Source organism: Pseudomonas ficuserectae, assembly GCF_024584585.1.
Taxonomy (GTDB): Bacteria; Pseudomonadota; Gammaproteobacteria; order Pseudomonadales; family Pseudomonadaceae; genus Aquipseudomonas; species Aquipseudomonas amygdali.
Map to the genome: position 1 here is coordinate 488,646 of NZ_CP085684.1, position 25,973 is coordinate 514,618.

15 protein-coding genes are annotated in these 25,973 nt (G+C 59.2%); 6 read left to right on the top strand and 9 right to left on the bottom strand.

Annotated elements, in window-relative coordinates; genetic code table 11:
• Nucleotides 1–90 precede the first annotated feature (90 nt).
• Entirely contained in the window at nucleotides 91–4,044 is a 3,954-nt protein-coding gene (gene putA, locus LJU29_RS02210; protein ID WP_257111591.1) for a trifunctional transcriptional regulator/proline dehydrogenase/L-glutamate gamma-semialdehyde dehydrogenase, read from the bottom strand.
• A gap of 448 nt (nucleotides 4,045–4,492) precedes the next feature.
• Between putA and putP the strand changes: the two genes are divergently transcribed.
• On the top strand, nucleotides 4,493–5,980 hold the full coding sequence (gene putP, locus LJU29_RS02215) for a sodium/proline symporter PutP (protein WP_005731074.1): 1,488 nt from the start codon (nucleotides 4,493–4,495) through the stop codon (nucleotides 5,978–5,980).
• Nucleotides 5,981–6,078: 98 nt separating this feature from the next.
• On the opposite strand, the gene LJU29_RS02220 is transcribed toward putP, so the two are convergent.
• Entirely contained in the window at nucleotides 6,079–6,750 is a 672-nt protein-coding gene (locus tag LJU29_RS02220; RefSeq protein WP_005743045.1) for a polysaccharide lyase family 7 protein, read from the bottom strand.
• 315 nt (nucleotides 6,751–7,065) lie between these two features.
• On the opposite strand from LJU29_RS02220, the gene LJU29_RS02225 reads away from it, so the two are divergent.
• Complete coding sequence (locus LJU29_RS02225) at nucleotides 7,066–9,204, top strand: two-component system response regulator (RefSeq protein ID WP_257111592.1); 2,139 nt, start codon at nucleotides 7,066–7,068, stop codon at nucleotides 9,202–9,204.
• A 33-nt stretch (nucleotides 9,205–9,237) separates the two neighbouring features.
• Nucleotides 9,238–9,762, top strand: coding sequence for a M48 metallopeptidase family protein (locus LJU29_RS02230; protein WP_005731076.1), 525 nt, complete (start codon nucleotides 9,238–9,240; stop codon nucleotides 9,760–9,762).
• 16 nt (nucleotides 9,763–9,778) lie between these two features.
• Here the strand turns inward: LJU29_RS02230 and LJU29_RS02235 are convergent, their stop codons facing one another.
• A complete protein-coding gene (locus LJU29_RS02235) occupies nucleotides 9,779–10,075 on the bottom strand; it encodes a winged helix-turn-helix domain-containing protein (protein WP_054077095.1) in 297 nt (98 codons plus the stop codon).
• A gap of 61 nt (nucleotides 10,076–10,136) precedes the next feature.
• Nucleotides 10,137–10,595: a GNAT family N-acetyltransferase gene (locus LJU29_RS02240; RefSeq protein ID WP_002551760.1), complete on the bottom strand. Its 459-nt coding sequence runs from the start codon at nucleotides 10,593–10,595 to the stop codon at nucleotides 10,137–10,139.
• Nucleotides 10,596–10,822: 227 nt separating this feature from the next.
• Between LJU29_RS02240 and LJU29_RS02245 the strand changes: the two genes are divergently transcribed.
• Nucleotides 10,823–11,578, top strand: a complete 756-nt coding sequence (locus tag LJU29_RS02245; RefSeq protein ID WP_005778817.1) for a substrate-binding periplasmic protein — start codon at nucleotides 10,823–10,825, stop codon at nucleotides 11,576–11,578.
• Here the strand turns inward: LJU29_RS02245 and yccS are convergent.
• From yccS to aceE, 5 genes are all read right to left on the bottom strand, one after another.
• Nucleotides 11,541–13,739, bottom strand: coding sequence for a YccS family putative transporter (gene yccS / locus LJU29_RS02250; protein ID WP_257111593.1), 2,199 nt, complete (start codon nucleotides 13,737–13,739; stop codon nucleotides 11,541–11,543). The genes LJU29_RS02245 and yccS overlap by 38 nt on opposite strands.
• 136 nt (nucleotides 13,740–13,875) lie before the next feature.
• Entirely contained in the window at nucleotides 13,876–15,054 is a 1,179-nt protein-coding gene (locus tag LJU29_RS02255; RefSeq protein ID WP_057423988.1) for a BaiN/RdsA family NAD(P)/FAD-dependent oxidoreductase, read from the bottom strand.
• Between the two features lie 296 nt (nucleotides 15,055–15,350).
• Complete coding sequence (gene dbpA / locus LJU29_RS02260; protein ID WP_257111594.1) at nucleotides 15,351–16,730, bottom strand: ATP-dependent RNA helicase DbpA; 1,380 nt, start codon at nucleotides 16,728–16,730, stop codon at nucleotides 15,351–15,353.
• A 299-nt stretch (nucleotides 16,731–17,029) separates the two neighbouring features.
• The gene (gene aceF, locus LJU29_RS02265; protein WP_257111595.1) at nucleotides 17,030–18,679 is read right to left on the bottom strand and encodes a dihydrolipoyllysine-residue acetyltransferase; all 1,650 of its coding nucleotides are present in this window, start codon (nucleotides 18,677–18,679) and stop codon (nucleotides 17,030–17,032) included.
• Between the two features lie 142 nt (nucleotides 18,680–18,821).
• Entirely contained in the window at nucleotides 18,822–21,467 is a 2,646-nt protein-coding gene (aceE, locus tag LJU29_RS02270; RefSeq protein WP_002551766.1) for a pyruvate dehydrogenase (acetyl-transferring), homodimeric type, read from the bottom strand.
• 384 nt (nucleotides 21,468–21,851) lie between these two features.
• On the opposite strand from aceE, the gene glnE reads away from it, so the two are divergent.
• Entirely contained in the window at nucleotides 21,852–24,809 is a 2,958-nt protein-coding gene (gene glnE / locus LJU29_RS02275) for a bifunctional [glutamate--ammonia ligase]-adenylyl-L-tyrosine phosphorylase/[glutamate--ammonia-ligase] adenylyltransferase (RefSeq protein ID WP_004666430.1), read from the top strand.
• Nucleotides 24,810–24,938: 129 nt separating this feature from the next.
• Nucleotides 24,939–25,973, top strand: a complete 1,035-nt coding sequence (waaF, locus tag LJU29_RS02280; protein WP_257111596.1) for a lipopolysaccharide heptosyltransferase II — start codon at nucleotides 24,939–24,941, stop codon at nucleotides 25,971–25,973.

The window sequence follows — 25,973 nt, forward strand, 5'->3', positions numbered from 1 at the left end:
GGTCGGTGTTTTTCAGACACCTCTCGTTCCGCACGCTCCAGCGTGGGAAGGCCTTTCTTGACGCCCTGCGTCATCTGTTACCTAGCGGCATCAGCCGATCGTCATCAGGCTCGCATTGCCACCCGCCGCCGCAGTGTTCACGCTCAATGCCCGCTCTATCACCAGGCGTTCCAGCGGCACGTTGGTTTCGCCGTGGGACTGGCCGTTGACGCCGACGATTGCACCGCTGCGCTGGGCGATCTGCTGGCAGATGGCGCGTAGCTGATCGGAATCGCCGTGGTGCAGGACGGCGTCGAAGATGACTTCGTCCTTGGTCCAGTCAGGGATCAGCTTGATGCGTGCCTGAACGTCCTTTGGCAGACGAGCGCGCAATGGCTTGCTGATGTCTGTTTCCGGCCATACGGCAGAGCTGCCGACAGCCAGCACGGCCGCCAGTTGAATCAGCAGGTCGTTCTCGTCATCCGCCAGGCAAAGCACGTGTTCACGCGGCAGAATCGCATAGCTGTTGCGCTCGCCGGTCGGCCCCGCCAGCTGGCGAGTGATGCCGCTTTGCGATTGCTCGGCGTATTGGCTGCACAGGGCATCCAGATCGCTTTGCTGGTTACTGGCTGCCCAGGCCTTCAAGGCTTGCAACGGTTTGTTGAGGATGTCACGCAGGCGCGTGTCCGGAGCAGACAGTGCATCACTGCGCACGAACGATTTCTCGATGGCATCCTGCGGACGCGTCGACAGCAGGCGGTACAGGTACAGCGGGCCACCGGCTTTAGGGCCGGTACCGGACAAGCCTTCGCCGCCAAATGGCTGGACGCCCACCACAGCACCGACGATGTTACGGTTTACATAGACGTTGCCTGCGTTGACGTTGTCGATGACCTTGGCGATGGTTTCGTCGATGCGGGTATGAACACCAAGGGTAAGGCCGTAGCCGGATGCATTGATCTGGTCGATCAGCAGGCCCAGTTCCTTGCGCTTGTAGCGCACCACGTGCAGCACCGGGCCGAAGATTTCGCGTTGCAGCTCATCGAAGCTTTCCAGCTCGATCAGGGTCGGCATCACGTAAGTGCCACGCTTAAGCTCCGTGCTGTCGGCAATGGCCACCTGATAAACCGTACGGCCTTTGTCGCGCATGGCCTGGATGTGTTTTTCGATACCCGCCTTGGCCTCGGCATCGATCACCGGGCCGATGTCCACGGACAGGCGCTCCGGGTTGCCGAGGCGGCTCTCGGCCATCGCCCCCTTGAGCATTTCGATGACGCGGTCGGCAGAGTCTTCCTGCAGGCACAGCACGCGCAGTGCCGAGCAGCGTTGCCCGGCGCTGTCGAACGCCGAAGAAACCACGTCAATGACAACCTGTTCGGTCAGCGCCGAAGAGTCGACGATCATCGCGTTCTGACCGCCGGTTTCGGCGATCAGGGGGATGGGGCGACCCTGCGAGTCCAGGCGCCCCGCCACGTTACGTTGCAGCAGGCGGGCGACTTCAGTGGAACCGGTGAACATCACGCCTTTGACGCGTTCGTCACCGACCAGTCCGGCACCTACGGTTTCACCGCGCCCCGGTAACAATTGCACCACGCCTTCCGGGATGCCGGCTTCAAGCAGCAGGCGCACGGCCTGAGCGGCAATCAACGGTGTTTGCTCGGCCGGTTTGGCCAGCACCGGGTTGCCCGCAGCCAGTGCAGCAGCGACCTGACCGCTGAAAATTGCCAGCGGGAAGTTCCATGGGCTGATGCAGACCACCGGCCCCAGCGGACGATGGGCGTCGTTGGTGAAATCATTGCGCGCCTGTACGGCGTAGTAACGCAGGAAGTCGACGGCTTCGCGCACCTCGGCGATGGCGTTGGCGAAGGTCTTGCCCGCCTCGCGGACTAGCAGGCCCATCAAGGGCTGGATGTCGCTTTCCATCAAATCGGCAGCACGTTCCAGAATTGCGGCGCGTTCGGCAGGCGGTGTTGCCTGCCAGATCGGGCCAGCGCTCAAGGCGCACTGGATGGCGTTCTCGACATCCTGCAGCGAGGCTTCCTGAATATGACCGACCACATCACGCAGGTCCGATGGGTTCAACGCGGCAGTCAGTGTGCCTGCGCTGGCCGGGCAGCCGAGCATGGGGGCAGCTTTCCAGTCATTGTGCGCTGTGGCGAGCAGGGCCGAGGACAGCGAAGCCAGACGATGCTCGTTGGCCATGTCGATGCCGCTGGAGTTGGCGCGCTCGGTGCCATACAGGTCGCGCGGCAGCGGAATGCGCGGGTGCGGCAAGCCGAAACCGCCTTCCTGTGTTGCCATGCGTTCGATCTGGCTGACCGGGTCGGCCACCAGTTCCTGAATGGAGATCGAATGGTCGGCAATCCGGTTGACGAACGACGTGTTGGCACCGTTTTCCAGCAGACGACGGACCAGATAGGCCAACAGCGTCCCATGCGTGCCGACCGGAGCGTACACGCGGCATGGACGGTTCAGCTTGCCGTCTGCGACCTTGCCTACGACCTGCTCGTACAAAGGCTCGCCCATGCCGTGCAGGCACTGGAACTCATACTGACCTGGGTAATAATTCTGCCCGGCGATCTGGTAAATAGCCGCCAGGGTGTGGGCGTTGTGTGTGGCGAATTGTGGATAAATGACTTCTGGTGCCGCCAGCAGCTTGCGGGCACAGGCGATGTACGAGACGTCGGTGTACACCTTGCGCGTGTACACCGGATAGCCTTCCAGACCTTCGACTTGGGCGCGCTTGATCTCGCTGTCCCAATACGCGCCCTTGACCAGACGGATCATCAGGCGGTGACGGCTGCGCCGAGCCAGATCGATCACGTAATCGATCACATAAGGGCAGCGCTTTTGGTAAGCCTGAATCACGAAGCCAATGCCGTTCCAGCCAGTGAGCTGCGGTTCGAAGCACAGGCGCTCGAGCAGATCCAGTGACAGCTCCAGACGATCAGCCTCTTCGGCATCGATGTTCAGGCCGATGTCGTACTGCTTGGCCAGCAGGGTCAGCGACAGCAGGCGCGGGTACAGCTCTTCCATCACGCGCTCGTACTGAGCGCGGCTATAGCGCGGGTGCAGTGCCGACAGCTTGATGGAAATGCCCGGGCCTTCATAGATCCCGCGGCCGTGGGAGGCCTTGCCGATGGAGTGTATGGCCTGCTCGTAGGACGCGAGATACTTCTGCGCATCATGCTCGGTAAGCGCCGCTTCACCCAGCATGTCGTAGGAATAGCGGAAGCCCTTGGCTTCAAAACGGCTGGCATTGGCCAGGGCTTCGCCGATGGTTTCGCCGGTGACGAACTGCTCGCCCATCAGGCGCATGGCCATGTCGACGCCCTTGCGGATCATCGGTTCGCCGCTCTTGCCGATGATGCGGCTCAGTGAAGAAGTGAGGCCTGCCTCATTGTGAGTGGCGACCAGCTTGCCGGTCAGCAGCAGGCCCCAGGTGGCAGCGTTGACGAACAGCGAGGGGCTGTTGCCCAAGTGCGGTTGCCAGTTGCCGTTGCTGATCTTGTCGCGAATCAGGGCATCGCGCGTGCCCTTGTCCGGAATGCGCAGCAACGCCTCGGCCAGGCACATGAGTGCAACGCCTTCCTGCGAGGACAGCGAAAATTCCTGCAACAGGCCTTGAACAATGCCTGCGCGGCCGCCAGCACTTTTCTGGTTGCGCAGCTTTTCGGCAATAGACGCGGCCATCTTGTTGGTGGCTTCGGCAACAGGTGCAGTCAGGCGCGCCTGCTCCAGTAGCATCGGCACCACTTCCTGCTCGGGGCGGCGGTAGGCGGAGGTGATGGCCGCCCGCAGTACCGACTGCGGTTGAATGCTCTCGGCAAAATCCAGGAAGCATTGCAGGCCTGTGTCTTCCGCCACTTCGCCTCGGTCTTCGCTGTCTTTGCCAGTCGCGCCATTGAGCTCCAGCAAGGTTGCACCACTCTCCAGTTTTTCCAGGTAATTGAAAATCGCCTGCTTGATCAACCAGTGCGGTGTGCGGTCGATCGAATGGGCGGCGGCTTTCAATCGCTCGCGGGTCGGGTCGTCAAGTTTGACGCCCAGAGTAGTGGTGGCCATGTGTTGTCCTCATTATAGCCACGCAACGGCGGCATCGGCTTTGGCGAAGATTAGCGCTGTGACGGGGTCAGGTGCAACCGAGTGCAACCCTGTTTTGATAATATTTTGTGACATTGCCGGCAAGTGACCCGCAAGAGTGCTGCTTTGCTCAGAGCTGGTGCGCGATTGTTTGTAGAGAGGGTCTAAAACGCCCTAAAATGGCGCAGAAAAACGCCTTTATCGGTTTTTTTGTAACAGGTGCAACTTGCACGGTGAAATGGGTTGCACCTTGTTTGGTTTGTTTAATAGGATTCATTCCCGCGGTGCAACCGCCAGTCATTGATTGCCGATCCTTGCGGAGCGATCAGTCAACGCGGTGTCGGGTGCAAAAGCACGGGTGCGCCGAATATCGGTCGCTATTCCCTTTGGCATCGGGTGCCAACATAAAAACAATGCCAAGGCAGAACTCATGAGTGTCAGTAACCCTACCTTGATCACGTTTGTGATCTATATAGCGGCAATGGTCTTGATCGGCCTGATGGCCTATCGCTCTACCAACAACCTTTCGGATTACATCCTCGGCGGGCGCAGCCTGGGCAGCGTGGTAACAGCTCTTTCAGCAGGGGCCTCGGACATGAGCGGCTGGCTGTTGATGGGGTTGCCGGGGGCTATCTATATGTCCGGCCTGTCGGAAAGCTGGATCGCCATTGGTCTGATCATCGGCGCCTACCTGAACTGGCTGTTCGTGGCCGGTCGTCTGCGTGTGCAGACCGAGCACAACGGTGACGCGCTGACCCTGCCGGATTACTTCAGCAGCCGCTTCGAAGACAACAGCGGCCTGCTGCGCATCATCTCGGCCATCGTGATTCTGGTGTTTTTCACCATCTATTGCGCCTCGGGCATCGTTGCGGGCGCGCGTCTGTTTGAAAGCACCTTCGGCATGTCCTACGAAACCGCCCTGTGGGCCGGCGCTGCGGCTACCATTGCGTACACCTTCGTCGGTGGTTTTCTGGCCGTGAGCTGGACCGACACCGTACAAGCCACGCTGATGATCTTCGCCCTCATCCTGACGCCGATCATCGTCCTGCTGGCAACAGGCGGGGTCGATACCACCTTCCTGGCCATTGAAGCGAAAGATCCGACCAGCTTCGACATGTTCAAGAACACGACTTTCATCGGCATCATTTCCCTGCTTGGCTGGGGACTGGGTTATTTCGGTCAGCCGCATATTCTGGCGCGCTTCATGGCGGCTGATTCGGTCAAGTCGATTGCCAGCGCCCGACGCATCTCTATGGCCTGGATGATCCTGTGCCTTGGCGGTACTGTGGCGGTAGGCTTCTTTGGTATCGCTTACTTCTCCGCGCACCCGGATGTGGCCGGGCCGGTGACCGAGAACCCGGAGCGAGTCTTCATCGAACTGGCCAAGCTGCTGTTCAATCCATGGATTGCCGGTGTATTGCTGTCGGCCATTCTGGCTGCGGTGATGAGTACGCTGAGTTGCCAGTTGCTGGTGTGCTCCAGCGCGCTGACCGAAGACTTCTACAAGGCTTATCTGCGCAAGGGGGCTTCGCAGCTTGAGTTGGTGTGGGTCGGGCGTGCGATGGTGTTGCTGATCGCTGTCATTGCCATTCTGCTGGCCGCCAATCCCGAGAATCGCGTACTGGGGCTGGTGAGCTATGCCTGGGCAGGGTTTGGCGCTGCATTCGGCCCTGTGGTGCTGATATCTGTGCTGTGGAAAGGCATGACGCGCAATGGTGCGCTGGCAGGGGTAATAGTCGGCGCTGCGACTGTCGTGCTCTGGAAGCAGTTCAGTACCCTTGGCCTGTATGAAATCATCCCGGGTTTCATCCTTGCCAGCATTGCCATCGTGGTATTCAGTCTGATCGGCAAGCCTGCGTCTGCGTCCATGCAGACACGTTTCCTGGCGGCTGAGCAGGAGTTCAAAGCCAACCGCTGATAATGCTGCCTGAATAACCGATGAAATGAAAAGCGGCCCGCACTTTCTGCAAGTGCGGGCCGTTTTTTTGATCGTTTGATTCAAGGCCTGCGTGCGACTCAGCTCTTGTTGTGATCAATATCCAGATTATAGAACGTGGCCTTGCCGCCTTCCGAGGTATACCCGGTGTTGTCCTGGGTATAAACACCGGCTTTGAAATACAAAGGCTTGTCGCGCCAGGTCTCGCTGATGCGCTTGCTCCAGTCGGTGTCGTTGACACTGACAGTCAATTTTCCACCCTTGCTCAGGTGAATGACGTAACTGAATGTCTGATTGAGCTTCACACCTTCGACTATCTTATAGACCTTGCTTTCGTCGTCATCGAAACGATTGCGAACTTTCGCAACGATGTCTCCGGTCTTGGTGTCTTCCTTGTATTGATACTCGACTTTCAGAAGAGGCTCGGTGCTCTCGTAGGCATGTATCTGGCCGATCACGATCTTGCCGGAAGAGGGCACCTGATCGACTTCCAGTTTAGCGTTCAGATAGTTGTCCGCGTCGGGATATACCCAATTGTGCAGTGATCCATCTGACCATGTTTCCCGTAACTCGCTGCGCGAATATTTAGCGTTTTCGGTTTTGGTCCCGGTCACCGGAGACCAGAACACAATGGAGTCCGATTTTGATTTGAAGTATTTGCCGTCATAACCCTTAACAAGCTGAGCGGTGGTAATGGTTTTGGGGGGTGAGCCCACTGGAATGCTGAGTTGGTACGATCCGAGATCGATCATGTTCAATCCTTCCGCGCATGTCTGTTTGCTACCAAGGGGGGGCCTCTAGCAAGAGGGTTTGAGCGAGTTTTATACGGATTGTAGGGCGATTTGTTAATTAAAAGTTGTCGAACCAATGACGTCAAAGTGCTGTCACTTTTCCTGCAGGGCAGAGTGTGCACGGCGTACAGGGAATGACCGTTAGTCGGGTAGATCGAACTTTGATGGTAGGGAAGGGGTGCCTTGCTTCTGCTTTTTGCGAGACGGGGCTAGAGTTATTCCAAAGTATGACGGTCGTCCTGAAACCCAGGCGTCATGCCCACATAGAGAAGCAGCATGGAACGCGTGCCAACACAGCCACATGATGGCTCTTCGGTTTTACTGGTTGTAGACGATTACCCGGAAAATCTGGTGACGATGTGCGCTGTTCTGCAAAGAACGGACTGGCATATTGTGACTGCGAGTTCAGGCATCGAAGCATTGACGGTACTTCTTGAGCAGGAAGTCGATCTGGTTCTGCTGGATGTGCAGATGCCGGGCATGGACGGCTTCGAAGTCGCCCGGCTAATGCGAGGCAGTCAGCGCACCCGTCTGACGCCGATTATCTTTCTCACGGCAAATGAGCAGACTCAGGATGCCGTGCAGAAGGGGTATGCGAATGGCGCGACGGATTACCTGTTCAAACCCTTCGACCCGAACGTTCTCAAGCCCAAGGTGAAGACCCTGCTTGAGCAGCAGCGTAACCGTCGTGCGCTGCAACAGCTCTCGCTGGAGCTTGAATCGGCCCGAGCGTTCAACGCGTCAGTGCTGGCCAACGTCGCCGAAGGCATTCTGGTCGTTGATGAGGCGGGCACCATCAGTTTTGCCAATCCCGCCATCTGCCAGTTGTTGAGCGCTTCGGTCGATCAACTGCGCGGTACGCAAGTGCTGGATTACATTATCGAACCGCAAGTAGGCGACTGGCTGGAGTCTGGCTTCTACAAGCACTATCGCAGGGCCGACACCTACCGGGTGCACGATGCCGTTCTGCGTACCGCACAAGGTACTCAGTTGCCGGTTGCCTTGTCTTGCGCGGCGCTGCCTGCGGAGCAGAAGGCGATGGTGATGACGGTTCTGGATATGTCGGTAGTCCGTGATCTTTATCAGCAACTTGAAAAACAGGCCGTTACCGACGCTTTGACAGGCCTGCTCAATCGCCGCGGGCTTTATCAGGCCGTTGAAGGCATGCTCCTGCGAAAGGAGCAGACAGACAAATACCTGGTTGTGCTGTTCATGGACCTGGACGGCTTCAAGCAGATCAATGATGCGCTGGGTCATGACGCCGGTGATCAGGTATTGCTCTGGGTCGCCGAGCAGTTCAAGGACAGCATGCGCCCCTATGATGTTCTGGCGCGCATTGGCGGCGACGAATTCACGGTCGTGATCGATGGTCTTGATTACCCCGAACAGGCGGCCAAAATCGCCGAAAAGCTCATTGAACGGGTGTCGGGAAGACGCCAGGTCGACGGTGTCGATATCACCTTGGGTGCCAGTGTCGGTATTGCGACCTTTCCGGACTGCGGCTCGAATCTGGACGGTTTGCTGCGTGCGGCAGATATCGCCATGTACGAGGCCAAGCGTGCAGGGCGTCAGCAATACCGGTTCTACGACCAGAACATGAACGGACGCGCCCGCTCACGGCTGATGCTTGAGGAAAGCGTGCGCACGGCCATCGATGGCAAGGATTTTTCGGTGGTGTACCAGCCCCAGGTCCACGTTGCGGATGGCCGCCTGCGTGGTTTCGAAGCGTTGTTGCGCTGGCAGCATCCGGCGGTCGGCGAGGTACCTCCAGCACTGTTCATTCCCTTGCTTGAGGAGACCAGGTTGATCAACCGGCTAGGCAGCTGGATTTTCGATCAGGGTGCCGAACAGCGTCAGGCGTGGAGTCGGGTGTTTGCTGCCGATGTGGTACTGAGTGTCTGTGTCAGCCCCACGCAATTCTGCATGCCCAACCTGGCTTCGGAGCTGAAGCGTGCCATGGATCGCTTCGAGCTCAAACCAGGGCAGATCGAGGTGGAAATCACTGAAAGCTCTCTGGTGCATAACCTTACGCATAGCCATAAACAGCTGAAGTTGCTGCATGACGTCGGCGTGCGTATTGCGCTAGACGATTTCGGGACCGGCGAATGCTCGCTGTCGCACTTGCGCAATCTTCAGCTAGACACCTTGAAGCTGGACAGGCGTTTTGTCGCCAACATTGTCGAGTCCAGGCGCGAGGCGGCGATGGCCAGCAGCATCATCGACCTGAGTCGCAACCTCGATATGCTGGTTATTGCCGAAGGGGTCGAGACCCCCGAGCAATACCAGTGGCTGGCGGACAACGGCTGTCAGGTCATGCAGGGCTTTCTGATCGCGCATCCGATGGTGCCCGAAGACGCGCTGCGCTTCCCCGGGCACTTTGAGGTGGCAGGCTTGAGATCGAGTGGATTGCTGTAGAATGGCGTCTTTCGTCATCATGCAAAAGGCCCCATGACTGCCGCCAGCCATGCTCCGCTCAAATACCTGCAAGCCTATCCGCAGACCCTGCAGGATCAAGTGCATCAGTTGATTGCCCAGAACCGTCTGGCGGACTATCTGGAGCAGCGCTACCCTGAGCGTCATCAGATACAAAGCGACAAGGCTCTTTATGCCTACGCGCTGGCGCTCAAGCAGGATCACCTGCGCAACGCGCCGGCCATCAGGAAGGTGCTCTTCGATAGTCGCCTGGACCTGACCCATCGCGCGCTCGGGTTGCACACTAAAATATCCAGAGTGCAGGGCGGCAAGCTCAAGGCAAGCAATGAAATTCGGGTAGCCGCCTTGTTCAAGGAAGCCCCTGCACAATTCCTGAAGATGATCGTGGTTCATGAGCTCGCACATTTTCGCGAGTCAGACCACAACAAGGCGTTCTACCAGTTATGCGAGCACATGCTGCCCGGGTATCACCAGCTGGAATTCGACCTGCGCGTCTACCTGACCTATAACGAGCTGCAGGCTTCGAACGGCAAGCTTTAAGCTCGCAACTGCCCTGCTAGGGATACCCGAGCACGGACTTGATGCTGTTCAGGTTGCGGGCGATCCATGTTTTGTCGATGGCGCCCCAGTTGCGAATACGGTAATTGCCTGCGTGATTGCGGGCACCTTCCTGCTGTTCGAATTCACACACGATGTCCAGATCGGAGAGCGCGCTGATGGTGTCCTGCGCGGTGCGGCGTGGCATGCCGGTCACGGCGGTCAGTTCGGGTACGCTGCTGGCGAGCTTCGAATCAATCAGGTACGCCACGTACAGGCGGCGATAGAAACTGCTTTTGGTCTTGCTGACCTCCATCGACGAATCCCTTTTCAATGCTTTCAATGTGCAGCTTGCAGCTCAAGGCGTGCAACTGCTCTTAGTCCAGATCGCGGCGCATGCCGATGTGGGGGATGTCGTCTTCCAGGTAGACCTCGCCCACCGGGTTGAAACCGTAGCGGCTGTAATAGCCTTGCAGGTGGGCTTGTGCCGACAGATAGATGGGCTGGTCAGGCCATTTGCGTTCGGCGTTTTCCAGAGCCTGTTCCATCAGTTCATGGCCAATGCCCCGGCTGCGAATCGAAGGGGCTGTCACGACTCGCCCGATAGTGACGTCGCCGCCCTGCTGGATAGGGTCCAGCAAGCGCAGGTAGGCGACCAGCTTGTCTTCCTGCCAGGCCATCAGGTGGCAGGTATCGCCCGTCAGGTCCTGCCCGTCCACGTCCAGATACACACATTGCTGCTCGACCACAAACACCTCGGCGCGCAGTTGCAGCACGGCATACAGCTGCTGGATGCTCAACTCGGTGTGATGTTTGCAGATCCATTTGATAGACATGTCGCAGACTCGCAGGGAAACCAGAAGCGAAGTCTAAACGTATCCGCCGACATTCCCAATAAACGCTGTCAACGATGTGCGTACAGCTTTACTGAGCATGTTCTTCTTCCGGCTTGTCTACTGACCGCTTCAGGTCTTCAATTAAAAGCTGCTGGCACTCTCATGAGTGATGGTTTTGCTGCCGATAGGATTAAATCGGGTATACCGCCCTTTTCAGGAACCTGAGCATGTCGCAGTGGCTTCGAGCGGTTGGGTTGCTGGTCTTTTTGCTGATGGCGCATGCCAGTGCAGCCGAGAAACTGCGCCTCGTCGCTGACCCTTGGCCACCTTTTACCGATGCGCTGCTGCTCAACGGCGGGCTTGCGACCGATATCGTCAATACGGCGTTACGCCGCGCCGGATACACCACCCTGTATGAGCAAGTGCCTTGGGCGCGGGCAATGCTGGGGTTGAGTGAAGGGCGGCACGATGTGCTGATCAACGCATGGTTCAGCGAAGATCGCACAAAAATTGGCCAGTTTTCAGCCGAATACCTGCTCAATCGGGTGCGCTTCATTAAACGCAAGGAATCGCCTATCGAGGTTCGGACCCATGAGCAACTGCACAATTACAGGATTGCGGTTGTACGCGGTTATGCCTATTCCCCTGCGTTTGACGGCGACAGTCTGCTCAAGAAGGTCCCTGTACAAAACTTCTCCACAGCCGTACGCATGCTCGCTGCCGAACGTGTAGACCTGACACTGGAGGACGAATACGTCGCCCGCTATAACCTGGCGATGGAGCCAGAAGCGGTTCGCGACCGTGTCGAGTTTCTACCCGGGTCGTTGAGCGAGAACAGTCTGCATATTCTGGTCAGCCTGAAAAACCCTCAGCACGCAAAAATCGTCGCTGATTTTGATCGTGAAATTGCCGCCATGAAGGCCGACGGCACCTACGACGAGCTGTTCAGACTGCATGGGCTGCAACAGCCTCCGGAGCTTTGATCAGGTGGGCGGCAAGGGTGCGTAGCGGTGCCAGCTGGCGGCAGATCAAGGCTAGCTGAGCCTGTACCAGACGCTGGCTTTCGTCCATCTCTTCCGGCAGCTGTTCCAGTTGCGCGGCCAGTGCTTCCTCTGCGTCACTCTGTACGGCGATAGGTTTCTTCTCGGCCAGCCCTGCGGCGATTTCGTCGATACTGGCTGCCAGCGTAGCGCCGACGTTATCGATCAGGTGTTCGCGGACATCGCCAGGCAACTGTGTATCACGGTGCGCGCCGAGGCCGGAAAGGTAGCTCAGCAGCGTATGTGACAGGACCAGAAAGCGGAAACCGACATCGGCCTCCTTGCGGAAGTGACCGGGCTCCATAAGCATGTTTGCCAATGTGGTCGACAGCGCAGCGTCGGCATTGTGTGCGTTGCGTCGCGCCAGTCGATAGGCAAGGTCGTCACTCTTGCCCTTGGCGTACTGCTGCATGATCTGCCGCAGGTAAATGCTGTTGCAGGTCAGGGTGTTGGCCAGCACCTTGTTCAGGCGTCGTCCTTGCCAGTCCGGCAGGAACAGGAACACCGCGAGCCCGGCGATCAAGCTGCCCAGCAGCGTATCGAACAGCCGGGGCAGGAACAGCCCGTAACCGTCGCCGACCTGATTGAAACAGAACAGCACCATGACTGTGATGGCGGCGGTCGACAGGGTGTAGCGCGTGGTGCGATTGACGAAGAACACCACACCCGCCAACACCGCGCACATCGATTGCAGAATCGGACTGGTAACCAGATCGAACAGTACCCAGCCGACCGTCAGACCTATTGCCGTACCAATGATCCGCTGGCCGAGTTTGCGCCGGGTGGCGCCGTAGCTCGGCTGGCAGACAAACACCGTGGTCAGGATGATCCAGTAGCCCTGTGACGGATGAATCAGGTGCACCATCGCATAACCGATGGTCAGCGCCAGCGGCAGGCGCAGGGCGTGGCGGAACAGCAGTGAGGTCGGCGTCATCTGCAAGCGCAGGCGGGTCCAGACATCCTTGAGGTTGCGCGGCGAGCGGTCCAGCAGGCTGCTGTCGGTGGCATCGGCCACGGCGTCCGGGTTGCTGGCGTCGCTGATCAGGCGATCCAGTGTGCCGAGGTTGGCAGCCAGCGCACGCAGCGAACGCAACAGGCCACGCCACGCAGGGTTGCTCTGGATGCGCAGGTGTTCCAGAGAGGCGTGCAGGTCCTCCATGGCTTCGGCGAAGCTTGGGTCGTATACGAACGGCTGACGCAACTGGATGGATTCCGACAGGGCCTGACAGGCAACGCCCTGTTGACGCAACAGGCGCTGGCAGCGGAACAGCACATCGCTGTGGAAAAAGGCGTCGGCCAGTGAGTTGTAGGGGTAGTGCGACGAGCTGGCGCGCTCGTGGATGTCCTGGGCGATGAAATACAGCTTCAGGTAGCGGCTGACTTTCGAACCGGGGCGGCCGCTGCCAACGCGGTTCAGGATGATTTCCTTGGTGGAGTTCAGCGCGGCGACCACTTTGCCATTCTGCTGCGCCAGTTCCAGACGACGGGCCTCTACATTGAGTGTGCGGATCGGCTCAAACAGCGTCGACTTGAGTTTCAGGTACTGCCCCAGCTCACGGAACAGCCGGGCCAGCGCCTGTTGCACCGGCTGGTTGGAAAACAGCATCTGCCACAGTACCGACAGCAGGCCGTACCAGGCTGCACCCGCCACCAGCAGCATCGGCTCATGCCAGAAGTCCAGTACCTCACCGCCGCGCTGATCGACGCCGATCATGGTGTAGACCGAGAGGATCAGCGTGCCATAGGCAATCGCGCCATAGCGTTCGCCCAGCGCGCCGAGCATGGTCAGGCAGAAGCTGGCCAGCGCCAGTGAGCAGACAAACAGCCAGGGGTAGGGGAAGAGCAGTTCTACGGCGAGTGCGGCAACACTGAAGCACACCAGCGTCACGGCCAGAGCATTTAGCCGGCCTTGCCAGCTATCGTCAGTCTCTGCCAGTGCGCAGGCAATAATCCCCAGAAACAGCGGGATCAGCAATGCCATCTCGTTTTGGTACCAGCACAGCGCCATGCTGCCGGTCAGCGCGATAAAGACTCGAACGCTATAGCTGAATTTATCCAGCGCCCACAATCGACGGAATGTATGACGGAGAGATTTCGATGCCATGGGTAAGCTGACGGCCCTGTTCGCAATTGATCAATTCTGCAGGAGGATATGTACAGACCAAACGACTGGCTGTACATCCGCTTGGCAAAATTTATACCGGTTTGCAGTGTCGTGATGTTACGCCACGCGCACTACGTCACACGTACTGCGCCGCTGCGTAGGCCGAGGCCCACGCCCACTGAAAGTTGAAGCCGCCCAGATGACCGCTCACGTCGAGTACTTCGCCGACGAAATAGAGGCCAGGGGATTTCAGCGACTCCATGGTCTTGGACGACACTTCACGGGTATCGATACCGCCCAGCGTCACTTCAGCGGTGCGATAACCCTCGGTGCCTGCCGGGACCACCTTCCAGCTCGCCAGTTTTTCGGCGATGTCGGACAGTTCGGCGTGGGTGTACTGCTTCATGGGCTTGGACACGAACCAGTGTTCGGCGATCAGGTTGGCCATCTTCTTGGTGAAAATCTCGCCCAGCAGGGTTTTCAACTCGCTGTTGGGACGCTCGGCTTGTTGCTGACTGAGCCAGGCGGGCACATCGTGATCGGGCAGCAGGTTGATTTCCACCGTGTCACCGGGCTGCCAGAACGAGGAGATCTGCAGGATCGCCGGACCGCTGAGGCCGCGATGCGTGAACAGGATGTTTTCGCGGAAGCTGGTGTCGTTGCAACTGACCAGGCAATCCACCGATGTGCCCGAAAGCTCGGTGCACAGCTCCTTGAGCTGATCGGTGATGGTGAACGGCACAAGGCCTGCGCGGGTGGGCAGCAGCGTGTGGCCGAACTGCTTGCCGACCTGATAGCCAAAGCCGGTCGCGCCCAGCGTCGGGATCGACAGCCCGCCCGTGGCGATGACCAGCGCCTCGCAGCTCAACGTGCCCAGCGTGGTTTGCAGGCTGTAGCCGGATTCGGTTTTGTCGATCTGCTGCACGGAAGTGTCCATGTGCAGGCTGACACCGGCCTGACGGCATTCCTCCAGGAGCATTTCCAGAATGTCGCTGGACTTGTTGTCGCAGAACAGCTGGCCGAGTTTTTTCTCGTGATACGGCACGCCATGTTTGGCGACCATCGCAATGAAATCCCACTGGGTGTAGCGCGCCAGCGCCGATTTGCAGAAGTGCGGGTTCTGCGACAGGAAATTGGCCGGCTCGGTGTACATGTTGGTGAAGTTGCAGCGTCCGCCGCCGGACATGAGGATCTTCTTGCCAGGTTTATTGGCGTGATCGATCAATATCACCCTGCGCCCGCGAGCGGCAGCGGTAAACGCACACATCAGACCTGCGGCGCCAGCGCCAATGATTACAACGTCAGTAACGGGCACAGCGTGTTTCCTCGATCTGTAGGTCACGATCGTTCCCATGCTCCGCGCTAAGCTATATACAAGCCTGTTTTTGATTCTGGCCGAAGGCCGTGGGAGCGGACCGGGCGACGCTTCGCTTATTCGCGAAAGGGCCGGTATGTTCTCCGAAGATTTATCGTCTGAACTACCGTCTTCGCGAACAAGTTCGCTCCCACGCCCTACGGGCAGAGGCCTGAAAACCGCGTTTTCAGGACCTTCGGGGCCTGTATATGATGCTCGGCGCGGAGTGTAGGGACTATCAGGGTCAACTATAAACTTTACAAAATCCGCACGCGCAGCGACTTGCCTTTGATCTTACCGTTGTTCAAACGCTCCAGAGCCTGTTTGGCCATGCTGCGCTCGACGGCGACGTACGCCTGGAAATCGAAGATCGCGATCTTGCCCACCTGAGTGCCCGCAATACCCGCTTCGCCGGTCAGCGCGCCAAGAATGTCGCCCGGGCGCAGTTTGTCTTTGCGACCCGAACCGATGCACAGCGTCGTCATGGTCGGCAGCAGTTTGCCGCCTTCCTTGACGCTTAGCTGATCGTACTGCTGCCAGTTCAACGGGGCTTTCTGCAATTCTTCGATAGCGCGGGCGCGCTGGCTTTCCGACGGAGCCACAAGGCTGACCGCGATGCCTTTTTCGCCTGCGCGACCGGTACGGCCTACGCGGTGAATGTGGATTTCCGAATCTCGCGCCAGCTCGACGTTGATCACCATGTCCAGTGCGTCGATATCCAGACCGCGCGCGGCCACGTCGGTGGCGACCAGTACCGAGGTACTACGGTTGGCGAACATCGCCAGCACCTGATCGCGGTCGCGCTGTTCCAGATCACCATGCAGACCGACGGCAGACATGCCTTTGGCGGTCAGGTGGTCGACCACTTCCTGAACCTGCTGCTTGGTGAAGCAGAACGCCACACAGGACGCCGGACGGAAATGACCAAGTACCTTGACCACCGCTTCCAGACGCTGTTCCGGAGAGATTTCATAGAAAATCTGCTCGATCTGGCTGTCGGCGTGCAGCGCTTCGACTTTTACGGTCTGTGGGTCACGCATGAATTTCGACGACAGCTGCTTGATGCCGACCGGGTAGGTCGCGGAGAACAGCAGGGTCTGACGGCGCTGCGGGGTCTGCTCGATGATGTCGGCGATGGCGTCGTAGAAACCCATGTCCAGCATGCGGTCGGCTTCATCGAGAATCAGCGTGTTCAGGCCGTCCAGCACCAGAGAACCCTTGCGCAAATGTTGCTGAATACGCCCAGGCGTACCGACGATGATATGCGCGCCGTGCTCCAGCGAGCCGATCTGCGGGCCGAAAGACACGCCGCCACAGAGGGTCAGCACCTTGATGTTGTCTTCCGAGCGCGCCAGACGGCGGATTTCCTTGGCCACCTGATCCGCCAGTTCGCGGGTCGGGCACATGACCAGTGCCTGGCAGCCGAAGAACCGCGGGTTGATCGGGTTGAGCAGGCCGATACCGAACGCAGCGGTCTTGCCGCTGCCGGTCTTGGCTTGCGCGATCAGGTCCATGCCCTTGAGGATCACCGGCAGGCTCTGCGCCTGAATCGGTGTCATTTCGGCGTAACCAAGCGACTTCAGGTTAGCCAGCATGGCAGCGGACAGAGGCAGAGAATTGAAAGCGGTGTTAGTCACGACGGTGGACCTGCAAAACAAAAATGTCGCGTAGTGTATCACCCGCCAGCCAGACCTCACACCGCGATAAAGGTCGTGGGAGCGAGCTTGCTCGCGAAGGGGGCCGTACAGCCCCAGAAGATGGTCGTGAGCAATGCGGATCGCCGCCCCGGTCACTCCCACAGAATCCAGCAATGAGCGCGGAGCATGGGCGTGATAGCCAGGCAAAAAAATCCCCGCTGGAAGGCGGGGTTGAGGTTCGAGCGTGGCAGCTCGCAAAGATGTATAGCAAGGCCCGTCCGGGGACGGGCCTGCCTGGCTTACAGCAGGATTGTGCGGATATCCGCCAGCAATTCGCTCAAGCGCTTGGTGAAGCGGGCGGCAGCTGCACCGTTGATCACGCGGTGATCGTAGGACAGCGACAGCGGCAGCATCAGTTTTGGCTGGAAGGCTTTGCCGTCCCAGACTGGCTGGATGGTGGCCTTGGAAACTCCGAGGATTGCCACTTCCGGCGCGTTGACGATCGGCGTGAAGCCGGTGCCGCCAATGTGGCCGAGGCTGGAGATGGTGAAGCACGCGCCCTGCATGTCGTTTGCAGTCAGCTTTTTGTTACGTGCCTTTTCAGCCAGTGCTGCGGCTTCGGCGGCCAGCTGCAACAGGCTCTTCTGATCGACGTCGCGGATAACCGGTACCAACAGGCCATCCGGGGTGTCCACGGCAAAGCCGATGTGCACATACTTCTTGCGGATCACAGCCTTGCCGCTTGGTGCCAGCGAGGCGTTGAAGTCCGGCAGCTCCTTGAGCAAGTGGGCGCAGGACTTGAGCAGCAGTGGCAGAACGGTCAGCTTGACGCCAGCCTTCTCGGCAGCGCCTTTCTGCGCAACACGGAAAGCTTCCAGGTCGGTAATGTCGGCCTGGTCGAATTGCGTGACGTGCGGAATGTTCAGCCAGCTGCGGTGCAGACCCGAAGCGCCGAGTTGCATCAGGCGCGTCATCGGTACTTCTTCGATCTCGCCGAAACGGCTGAAATCGACTTCCGGGATCGGCGGAATGCCCGAGCCGCCGCTTGCGCCGCCAGCCGGAGCGTCCTTGGCCTTCTGCATCATGGTCTTGACGTAAACCTGAACGTCTTCTTTCAGCACGCGGCCGTGTGGGCCGGTGGCGCTGACCGCGCTCAGCTCGACGCCGAACTCGCGTGCCAGCTGACGAACAGCCGGGCCTGCGTGAACCTTGGCGCCGTCTTTGGCCGGTGCAGCCGGAGCAGGTGCTGCTTCGGCTTTCGGCGCTGGAGCAGCGGCCGGTGCAGCCGCTTCAGCCTTGGCAGGAGCGGCAGCCGGTGCGCTGGCAGCAGGTGCCGGAGCTGCGGCGGGCGCTGCGCCTTCGACTTTCAGTTTGAGGATCAGGTCGCCGGTACCGACTTCCTGGTCCAGCTTGACTTCGATGCTCTCGACAACGCCTGCTGCCGGAGATGGGATCTCCATGCTGGCCTTGTCGGATTCCAGGGTGATCAACGACTGATCAGCCTGAATGGAGTCACCGACCTTGACCATCAGCTCGATGATTTTGGCCTTGCCCGACGAGCCGATGTCCGGCACGTGGATGTCCTGAACGCTGGCGCTGGCTGCCGGAGCAGGCGCAGCGGCAGTTGCCGGTGCAGCTTCAGCCGGTTTTTCGGCAGCAGCAGGGGCCGCGGCAGGTTCGGCTGCGGGGGCAGGAGCGGCAGCCGCAGCCGCTTCGCCTTCCACTTCCAGCTCGAACAGCTCGTCGCCTTCTTTCAGGCGGTCGCCCAGCTTGACCTTCATGGCCTTGATGACGCCAGCCTTGGGAGCAGGGATTTCCATGCTCGCCTTGTCTGATTCCAGCGTCAGAATGCTCTGGTCGGCTTCGATGCGATCACCGACCTTGACCATCAATTCAATGACTTCGCCTTCACCGTTGCCGATGTCGGGTACACGAATTAACTCACTCACTATGTCTCTCCTTAGGAGAACCTGTTCACTCACCAATACGCTGGTTCAGTTACAACGAAACAGCGTTGGATGCTCATTTACGGTAGGTAAATTCCGCATCCTCGGCTGTTTACGCTCTGATCAGCGCTCTTGAAGCAGACTCTTAGCAGTCCAGTGGATTGCGTTTTTCAGGATCGATGCCGAACTTGGCGATGGCTTCCGCCACCACTTTAGGTTCGATATCGCCACGATCCGCCAAAGCTTCCAGGGCTGCCAGCACAACGAAGTGACGATCGACTTCAAAGAAGTGACGCAGCTTCTTGCGGCTGTCGCTACGGCCGAAACCGTCGGTGCCCAGAACTTTATACTCCTTGGTTGGAACCCACTGACGAATCTGGTCAGCGAACAGCTTCATGTAATCCGTCGATGCAATGACCGGGCCTTTGCGACCGTTGAGGCACTGCTCAACATAGCTCAGTTCCGGCTTCTGGCCAGGGTGCAGGCGGTTGTTACGCTCTACAGCCAGACCGTCGCGACGCAGTTCGTTGAAGCTGGTAACGCTCCAGACGTCAGCGCCGATGTTGAACTCGTCACGGAGAATCTTCGCCGCTTCGCGAACTTCACGCAGGATGGTGCCCGAGCCCAGCAACTGGACGTGGTGCGCCGCTTCCCTGGTGTCTTCTTCGAGCAGGTACATGCCCTTGACGATGCCTTCTTCCGCACCGGCCGGCATGGCTGGCTGGGTGTAGGACTCGTTCATCACGGTCAGGTAGTAGAAAACGTCCTGCTGCTCTTCGAACATCCGGCGCATGCCGTCCTGGATGATCACTGCCAGTTCGTAACCGTAAGTCGGGTCGAAGGTGCGGCAGTTCGGGATGGTCGACGCCAGAATGTGGCTGTGACCGTCTTCGTGCTGCAGGCCTTCGCCGTTCAGCGTGGTACGGCCGGCGGTGCCGCCGATCAGGAAACCACGGGTGCGGCTGTCGCCAGCAGCCCATGCCAGGTCGCCGATACGCTGGAAACCGAACATCGAGTAGAAGATGTAGAACGGAATCATCGGCTGGTTGTGGCTGGAATACGAAGTACCGGCAGCGATGAAGGAGGACATGGCGCCCGCTTCGTTGATGCCTTCTTCGAGAATCTGGCCTTTCTTGTCTTCGCGATAGAACATTACCTGTTCTTTATCGACTGGCTCGTAGAGCTGGCCGACCGACGAGTAGATGCCCAGCTGGCGGAACATGCCTTCCATACCGAAGGTACGGGCTTCGTCCGGGATGATCGGCACGATGCGCTGACCGACTTCCTTGTCCTTGACCAGCTGCGCCAGGATGCGCACGAAAGCCATGGTGGTGGAAATTTCACGATCGCCCGAACCGTCAAGGATGGCCTTGAGGGTATCGAGTGGCGGCGTCGGCAGGCTGAAGCTCTGCGCGCGGCGCTGAGGTACGAAGCCACCCAGCGCAGCACGACGCTCGCTCAGGTAACGGGCTTCGGCGCTGCCTTCTTCCGGCTTGTAGAACGGTAGGGCTTCGAGTTCGGAGTCCTTGACCGGGATGTCGAAACGGTCACGGAAGTGACGCAGGCTGTCGACATCGACCTTCTTGGTGTTGTGTGCAGTGTTTTTCGCTTCGCCGGCGCCGGTGCCATAACCTTTGATGGTCTTGGCCAGAACCACGGTCGGTTGACCCTTGTGGTTGACGGCTTCGTGGTAGGCCGCATAAACCTTGTACGGATCGTGGCCACCACGGTTGAGTTTCCAGATCTCGTCGTCGGACAGATCGGCAACCATTGCCTTGAGTTCGGGCGAGTTGAAGAAGTGCTCGCGGACGAACGCGCCGTCCTTGGCCTTGTAATTCTGGTATTCGCCGTCGATGACTTCGTCCATACGACGTTGCAGGATACCGTCGACGTCCTTGGCCAGCAGCGGGTCCCAGAAACGGCCCCAGATGACTTTGGTGACGTTCCACTGAGCGCCACGGAACACGCCTTCCAGTTCCTGGATGATCTTGGCGTTGCCGCGAACCGGGCCGTCGAGGCGCTGCAGGTTGCAGTTGACGACGAAGATCAGGTTGTCGAGCTTCTCGCGACCGGCCAGAGCGATGGCGCCCAGGGATTCCGGCTCGTCGGTCTCGCCGTCACCCAGGAAGCACCAGACTTTCTGCTTGCCTTCCGGGATGTAACCGCGGTGCTCCAGGTACTTCATGAAGCGCGCCTGGTAGATCGCCTGGATCGGGCCAAGGCCCATCGATACAGTCGGGAACTGCCAGAAATCCTTCATCAGCCACGGGTGTGGGTAAGACGACAGGCCATTGCCGTCGACTTCCTGGCGGAAGTTGTTCATCTGGTCTTCGGTGATACGGCCTTCGAGGAACGCACGGGCATAGACGCCTGGCGATGCGTGACCCTGGAAGTAGATCAGGTCGCCGCCGTGTTCGTCGGTCGGGGCCTGGAAGAAGTAGTTGAAGCCGATGTCGTACAGCGTGGCGCTGGAGGCGAAGCTGGAGATGTGGCCGCCCAGATCCGGGTCGTTCAGGTTGGTTTTGACGACCATTGCCAATGCGTTCCAGCGCACCAGCGAGCGAATGCGGCGTTCCATGAACAGGTCGCCAGGCATGCGTGCTTCGTGGGTGACAGGAATCGTGTTGCGGTATGGCGTAGTGATGGCGTACGGCAGCTGCGAACCACTACGGGTGGCCAGCTCGCCCAAACGGGTCATCAGGTAGTGAGCGCGGTCTTCGCCTTCTTTGTCGAGAACCGATTCCAGGGCGTCCAGCCATTCCTGGGTTTCGACGGGATCGAGGTCTTGCATGGCTTGCTCCAGGGCGGAAAGGCTTCCAGAATCGGTTGCCTGAGTTTGCGACTGGCCTTGTGGGCAGACGACATAATTTCTTGGATTACCGGAGGGTGGGATCCGGCGGCGTGTAGTTTTACTACAAATCGACGACGATTTCAGCCCTCCGAGTATCGGACCCAGTAGTAAAACTACAGAGAAGCGACTCAATCGCTCCTGTTGTCTTGTAACTTAAAACGTTACTGTTGATTGCTATTGAATATCTTGCAGGGAAAAAGCGGATTTTTATGCTTCTAATTTGATTTTTCCAGCAATTTATAACCTTTGTTCGACAAGCGGTGCTGGCAGACGTGTCTTGCCGTCATGACAGACGGGCGTTTGCACGCCGATCAAGGATAGACCATGAGCCTACCTTTACTGGCTGAATTTCCGGCCATTCTGCTGCCATTGATTACCCGTGCCCGCCAGACTTTCCAGGCCGCGCTCACTGCTTTGTCGGAGGACGCGCTGGCGTCTTTCGAGGCCTGGCCGGAAGCGCGCCGCAAGGCGTTCGACCGGGTTTGCGCCGCCAGTGATTTTGTCACCGAGCAAGTTTGCCGTGACCCACAGATGCTCCTGCAACTGGCCGATTCGGGCGAGCTGGAGCGTAGCCTCTCTGCCGGCCAATTGCGCGGTCAGATTGCCGATGCCCTGTCGAGCGCCACCAGTGATGACGAGCTGGGGCGTAATCTACGTCGGCAGCGCGCACGCCAGCAAGTGCGAATCATCTGGCGCGATCTGACCCGTCAGGCAGATCTGATCGAAACCTGCCGTGATCTATCGGAAATGGCCGATGCTTCGATCGACCTGGCCTACCAATGGCTGTATCCACGGCACTGCGAGCAGTTCGGCACACCGACCGGTCGTCACTCTGGGCAGCCGCAGCACATGGTCATTCTGGGCATGGGCAAACTCGGCGCGGTCGAACTGAACCTTTCGTCGGACATTGACCTGATCTTTGCCTACCCGGAGGGTGGCGAGACGCTGGGCACCAAGCGTGCGCTGGATAACCAGGAGTTTTTCATTCGCCTGGGGCAACGGCTGATCAAGGCGCTGGACCCGGTAACCGTCGATGGTTTCGTGTTCCGGGTCGACATGCGCCTGCGGCCCTACGGTTCTTCCGGGGCGCTGGTGCTCAGTTTCAACGCGCTGGAGCAGTATTACCAGGATCAGGGCCGGGACTGGGAACGTTACGCGATGATCAAGGCGCGAGTGGTCGGCGGCGATCAGACCGCAGGTGCCGAGCTGCTGGATATGTTGCGCCCGTTTGTGTATCGCCGTTACCTGGACTTCTCGGCCATTGAAGCGCTGCGCACCATGAAGCAGCTGATTCAGCAGGAAGTGAAGCGCAAGGGCATGGCGGAAAACATCAAGCTCGGTGCGGGGGGGATTCGCGAAGTCGAGTTTATCGCCCAGGCGTTCCAGCTGATCCACGGTGGCCGCGACCTGAGCCTGCAACAGCGCCCGCTGTTCAAAGTGCTGAAAACCCTTGAAGGGCAGGGTTATCTGCCTTCGGCGGTGACTGAAGAGCTGCGCGAGGGTTACGAATTTTTGCGTTACACCGAGCACGCCATTCAGGCGATTGCCGACCGTCAGACGCAAATGTTGCCGGACAACGATCAGGATCAGGCACGCATTGCCCTGATCATGGGCTTTGCCGACTGGGTCAGTTTTCACGAGCGCCTTATGTACTGGCGCAGTCGGGTGTCCTGGCATTTCCGTCAGGTCATCGCCGACCCCGATTCGGATCCCGACGACGAGCAGCAGGACGACAGTGAAGTCGCGGTGGGTGGCGAGTGGCTGCCCCTGTGGGAAGAGTCCCAGGACGAGGAAGCCGCGGGTCGCCAGCTGTTGCAGGCCGGTTTCGTCGATGCGGAAAAGGCACTGAAAAATCTGGCCAGCCTGCGCAGCAGTCCCAACCTGCGTTCGATGCAGCGTCTGAGTCGTGAGCGGCTGGATGCGTTCATCCCTCGGTTGCTGGCTCAGGCGGTAGAGCATGAGAAGCCCGACCTGGTGCTGGAGCGTGTGCTGCCGCTGGTAGAAGCGGTCGCCCGGCGCTCGGCGTATCTGGTGTTGCTGACCGAAAACCCCGATGCATTACGACAACTGTTGACCCTGTGCGCTGCCAGCCCATGGATTGCGGAGCAGATCGCACGCTTCCCGCTGCTGCTCGATGAGCTGCTCAATGAAGGTCGCCTGTTCAATCCGCCGTTGGCACCAGAGCTGGCGGCCGAGCTTCGTGAACGACTGATTCGTATCCCGGAGGACGACCTCGAGCAGCAGATGGAAGCCTTGCGGCATTTCAAGCTGGCGCACAGTCTGCGCGTTGCGGCGTCCGAGATATCCGGCAGCCTGCCGTTGATGAAAGTCAGTGATTACCTGACCTGGCTGGCCGAGGCGATTCTCGATCAGGTGCTGGCGCTGGCTTGGCGCTACAGCGTGGCCCGGCACGGTACGCCTTTACGTCCGGACGGCACGTTGTGCGATCCGGGCTTCGTGATCGTCGGCTACGGCAAGGTCGGCGGCATCGAGCTGGGGCACGGCTCCGATCTGGATCTGGTGTTCATTCATGATGGCGATCTGGAGGCCGAGACCGACGGTGCCAAACCGATCGACACCGCGCAGTTCTTCACTCGTCTGGGGCAGCGGGTGATCCATTTGCTGACCACGCAAACCAACTCCGGTCAGCTGTATGACGTCGACATGCGCCTGCGGCCGTCGGGTGCATCCGGGTTGCTGGTCAGTTCGCTGGGGGCCTTCGCCCGTTATCAGGCCAATGAAGCCTGGACCTGGGAGCATCAGGCGCTGGTGCGTGCGCGGGTGATGACCGGCAGTCGCGATGTTGGCGAGCAGTTCGAAAAAGTCCGTGCCGATGTACTGGGGCGCGAGCGTGATCTGGGCAAGCTGCGCGCAGAGGTCAGCGAGATGCGCGGCAAGATGCGCGACAACCTCGGCACCCGCGTGACAGCAGCCGGAAGGGCGGCCAATGCCTTCGAGGCGTCGGTGCCGTTCGACCTCAAGCAGGACGCCGGAGGTATCGTCGATATCGAATTTATGGTGCAATACGCCGCCTTGGCGTGGTCCAGAGAGCATCCAGCGCTGCTGCAATACACCGACAACATACGGATTCTCGAAGGGCTTGAGGACGCCGGACTGTTGCCTGACACGGACGCCGGCCTGTTGCGCGAAGCCTACAAGGCGTACCGCTCGGCAGCGCATCGTCAGGCTTTGCAGAAGCAGGCGGGCGTGGTCAGCGGCGATCAGTTTCATGCCCAGCGGCGTGAGGTGATGCGGATCTGGACGCAGATGGGGTTGAGCTGAGCCGCGCGGCAACGGCATATTCCGCTGCAACACTATATAAAGCTATGACAGGGAGGCGACAGGTTGTGTGGGAATGTCACGCAGTCTGATCGGCCTCCCTGATCGTTTCTGGTCGTTTTTGGATAGAACATGAAAATTCTGATCGTTGGGCCTAGCTGGGTCGGTGACATGGTGATGGCACAAACGCTGTTCCAGTGTCTGAAACAGCGTCATCCCGAGTGCGAAATCGACGTGCTGGCCCCTGAATGGAGCCGTCCGATACTGGAACGCATGCCGCAGGTTCGTGCTGCGCTCAGTTTCCCGCTGGGTCACGGTGCCCTCGAGCTGGCGACCCGTCGCCGGATCGGCAAGTCCCTGGCTGGCCAATACGATCAGGCTATCCTGCTGCCCAACTCGCTGAAATCCGCTTTGGTGCCCTTTTTTGCCGGTATACCGAAGCGTACCGGCTGGCGCGGTGAATTCCGCTATGGCCTACTCAATGACGTGCGCACCCTCGACAAACAGCGCTATCCGCTGATGATCGAGCGTTTCATGGCTTTGGCATTCGACAAGAGCACCGAATTGCCGCGTCCTTATCCCAAGCCCAGCCTGCGTATCGACACCGCGACTCGCGATGCGGCATTGAGCAAGTTCGGGCTGACCCTCGATCGTCCGGTGCTGGCACTATGCCCAGGTGCAGAGTTTGGCGAGTCCAAGCGCTGGCCTGCCGAGCATTACGCACAAGTCGCCGACGCCAGCATTCGCGAAGGCTGGCAAGTCTGGCTGTTCGGCTCGAAAAAGGATCACCCGGTCGGCGAGAGTGTTCGCCAGGAACTGATTCCCGGTCTGCGTGAGGAGTCGGTCAACCTCAGTGGTGAAACCTCGCTGGCCGAAGCCATCGACCTGCTCTCGTGTGCCGACGCGGTGGTGTCCAACGATTCCGGCCTGATGCATGTGGCCGCAGCGCTGAACCGCCCGCTGGTGGCCGTCTACGGTTCGACCTCGCCGGGCTTCACGCCACCGCTGGCCGACGCAGTGGAAGTGGTGCGCCTGGGTATCGAGTGCAGCCCGTGCTTTGAGCGCACCTGCCGTTTCGGCCATTACAACTGTATGCGTCTGCTTGAACCGGACGCCGTGATTCAGGCGCTGAGCCGCCTGAACAGCACGCCGGTGGAGGTCGCCTGA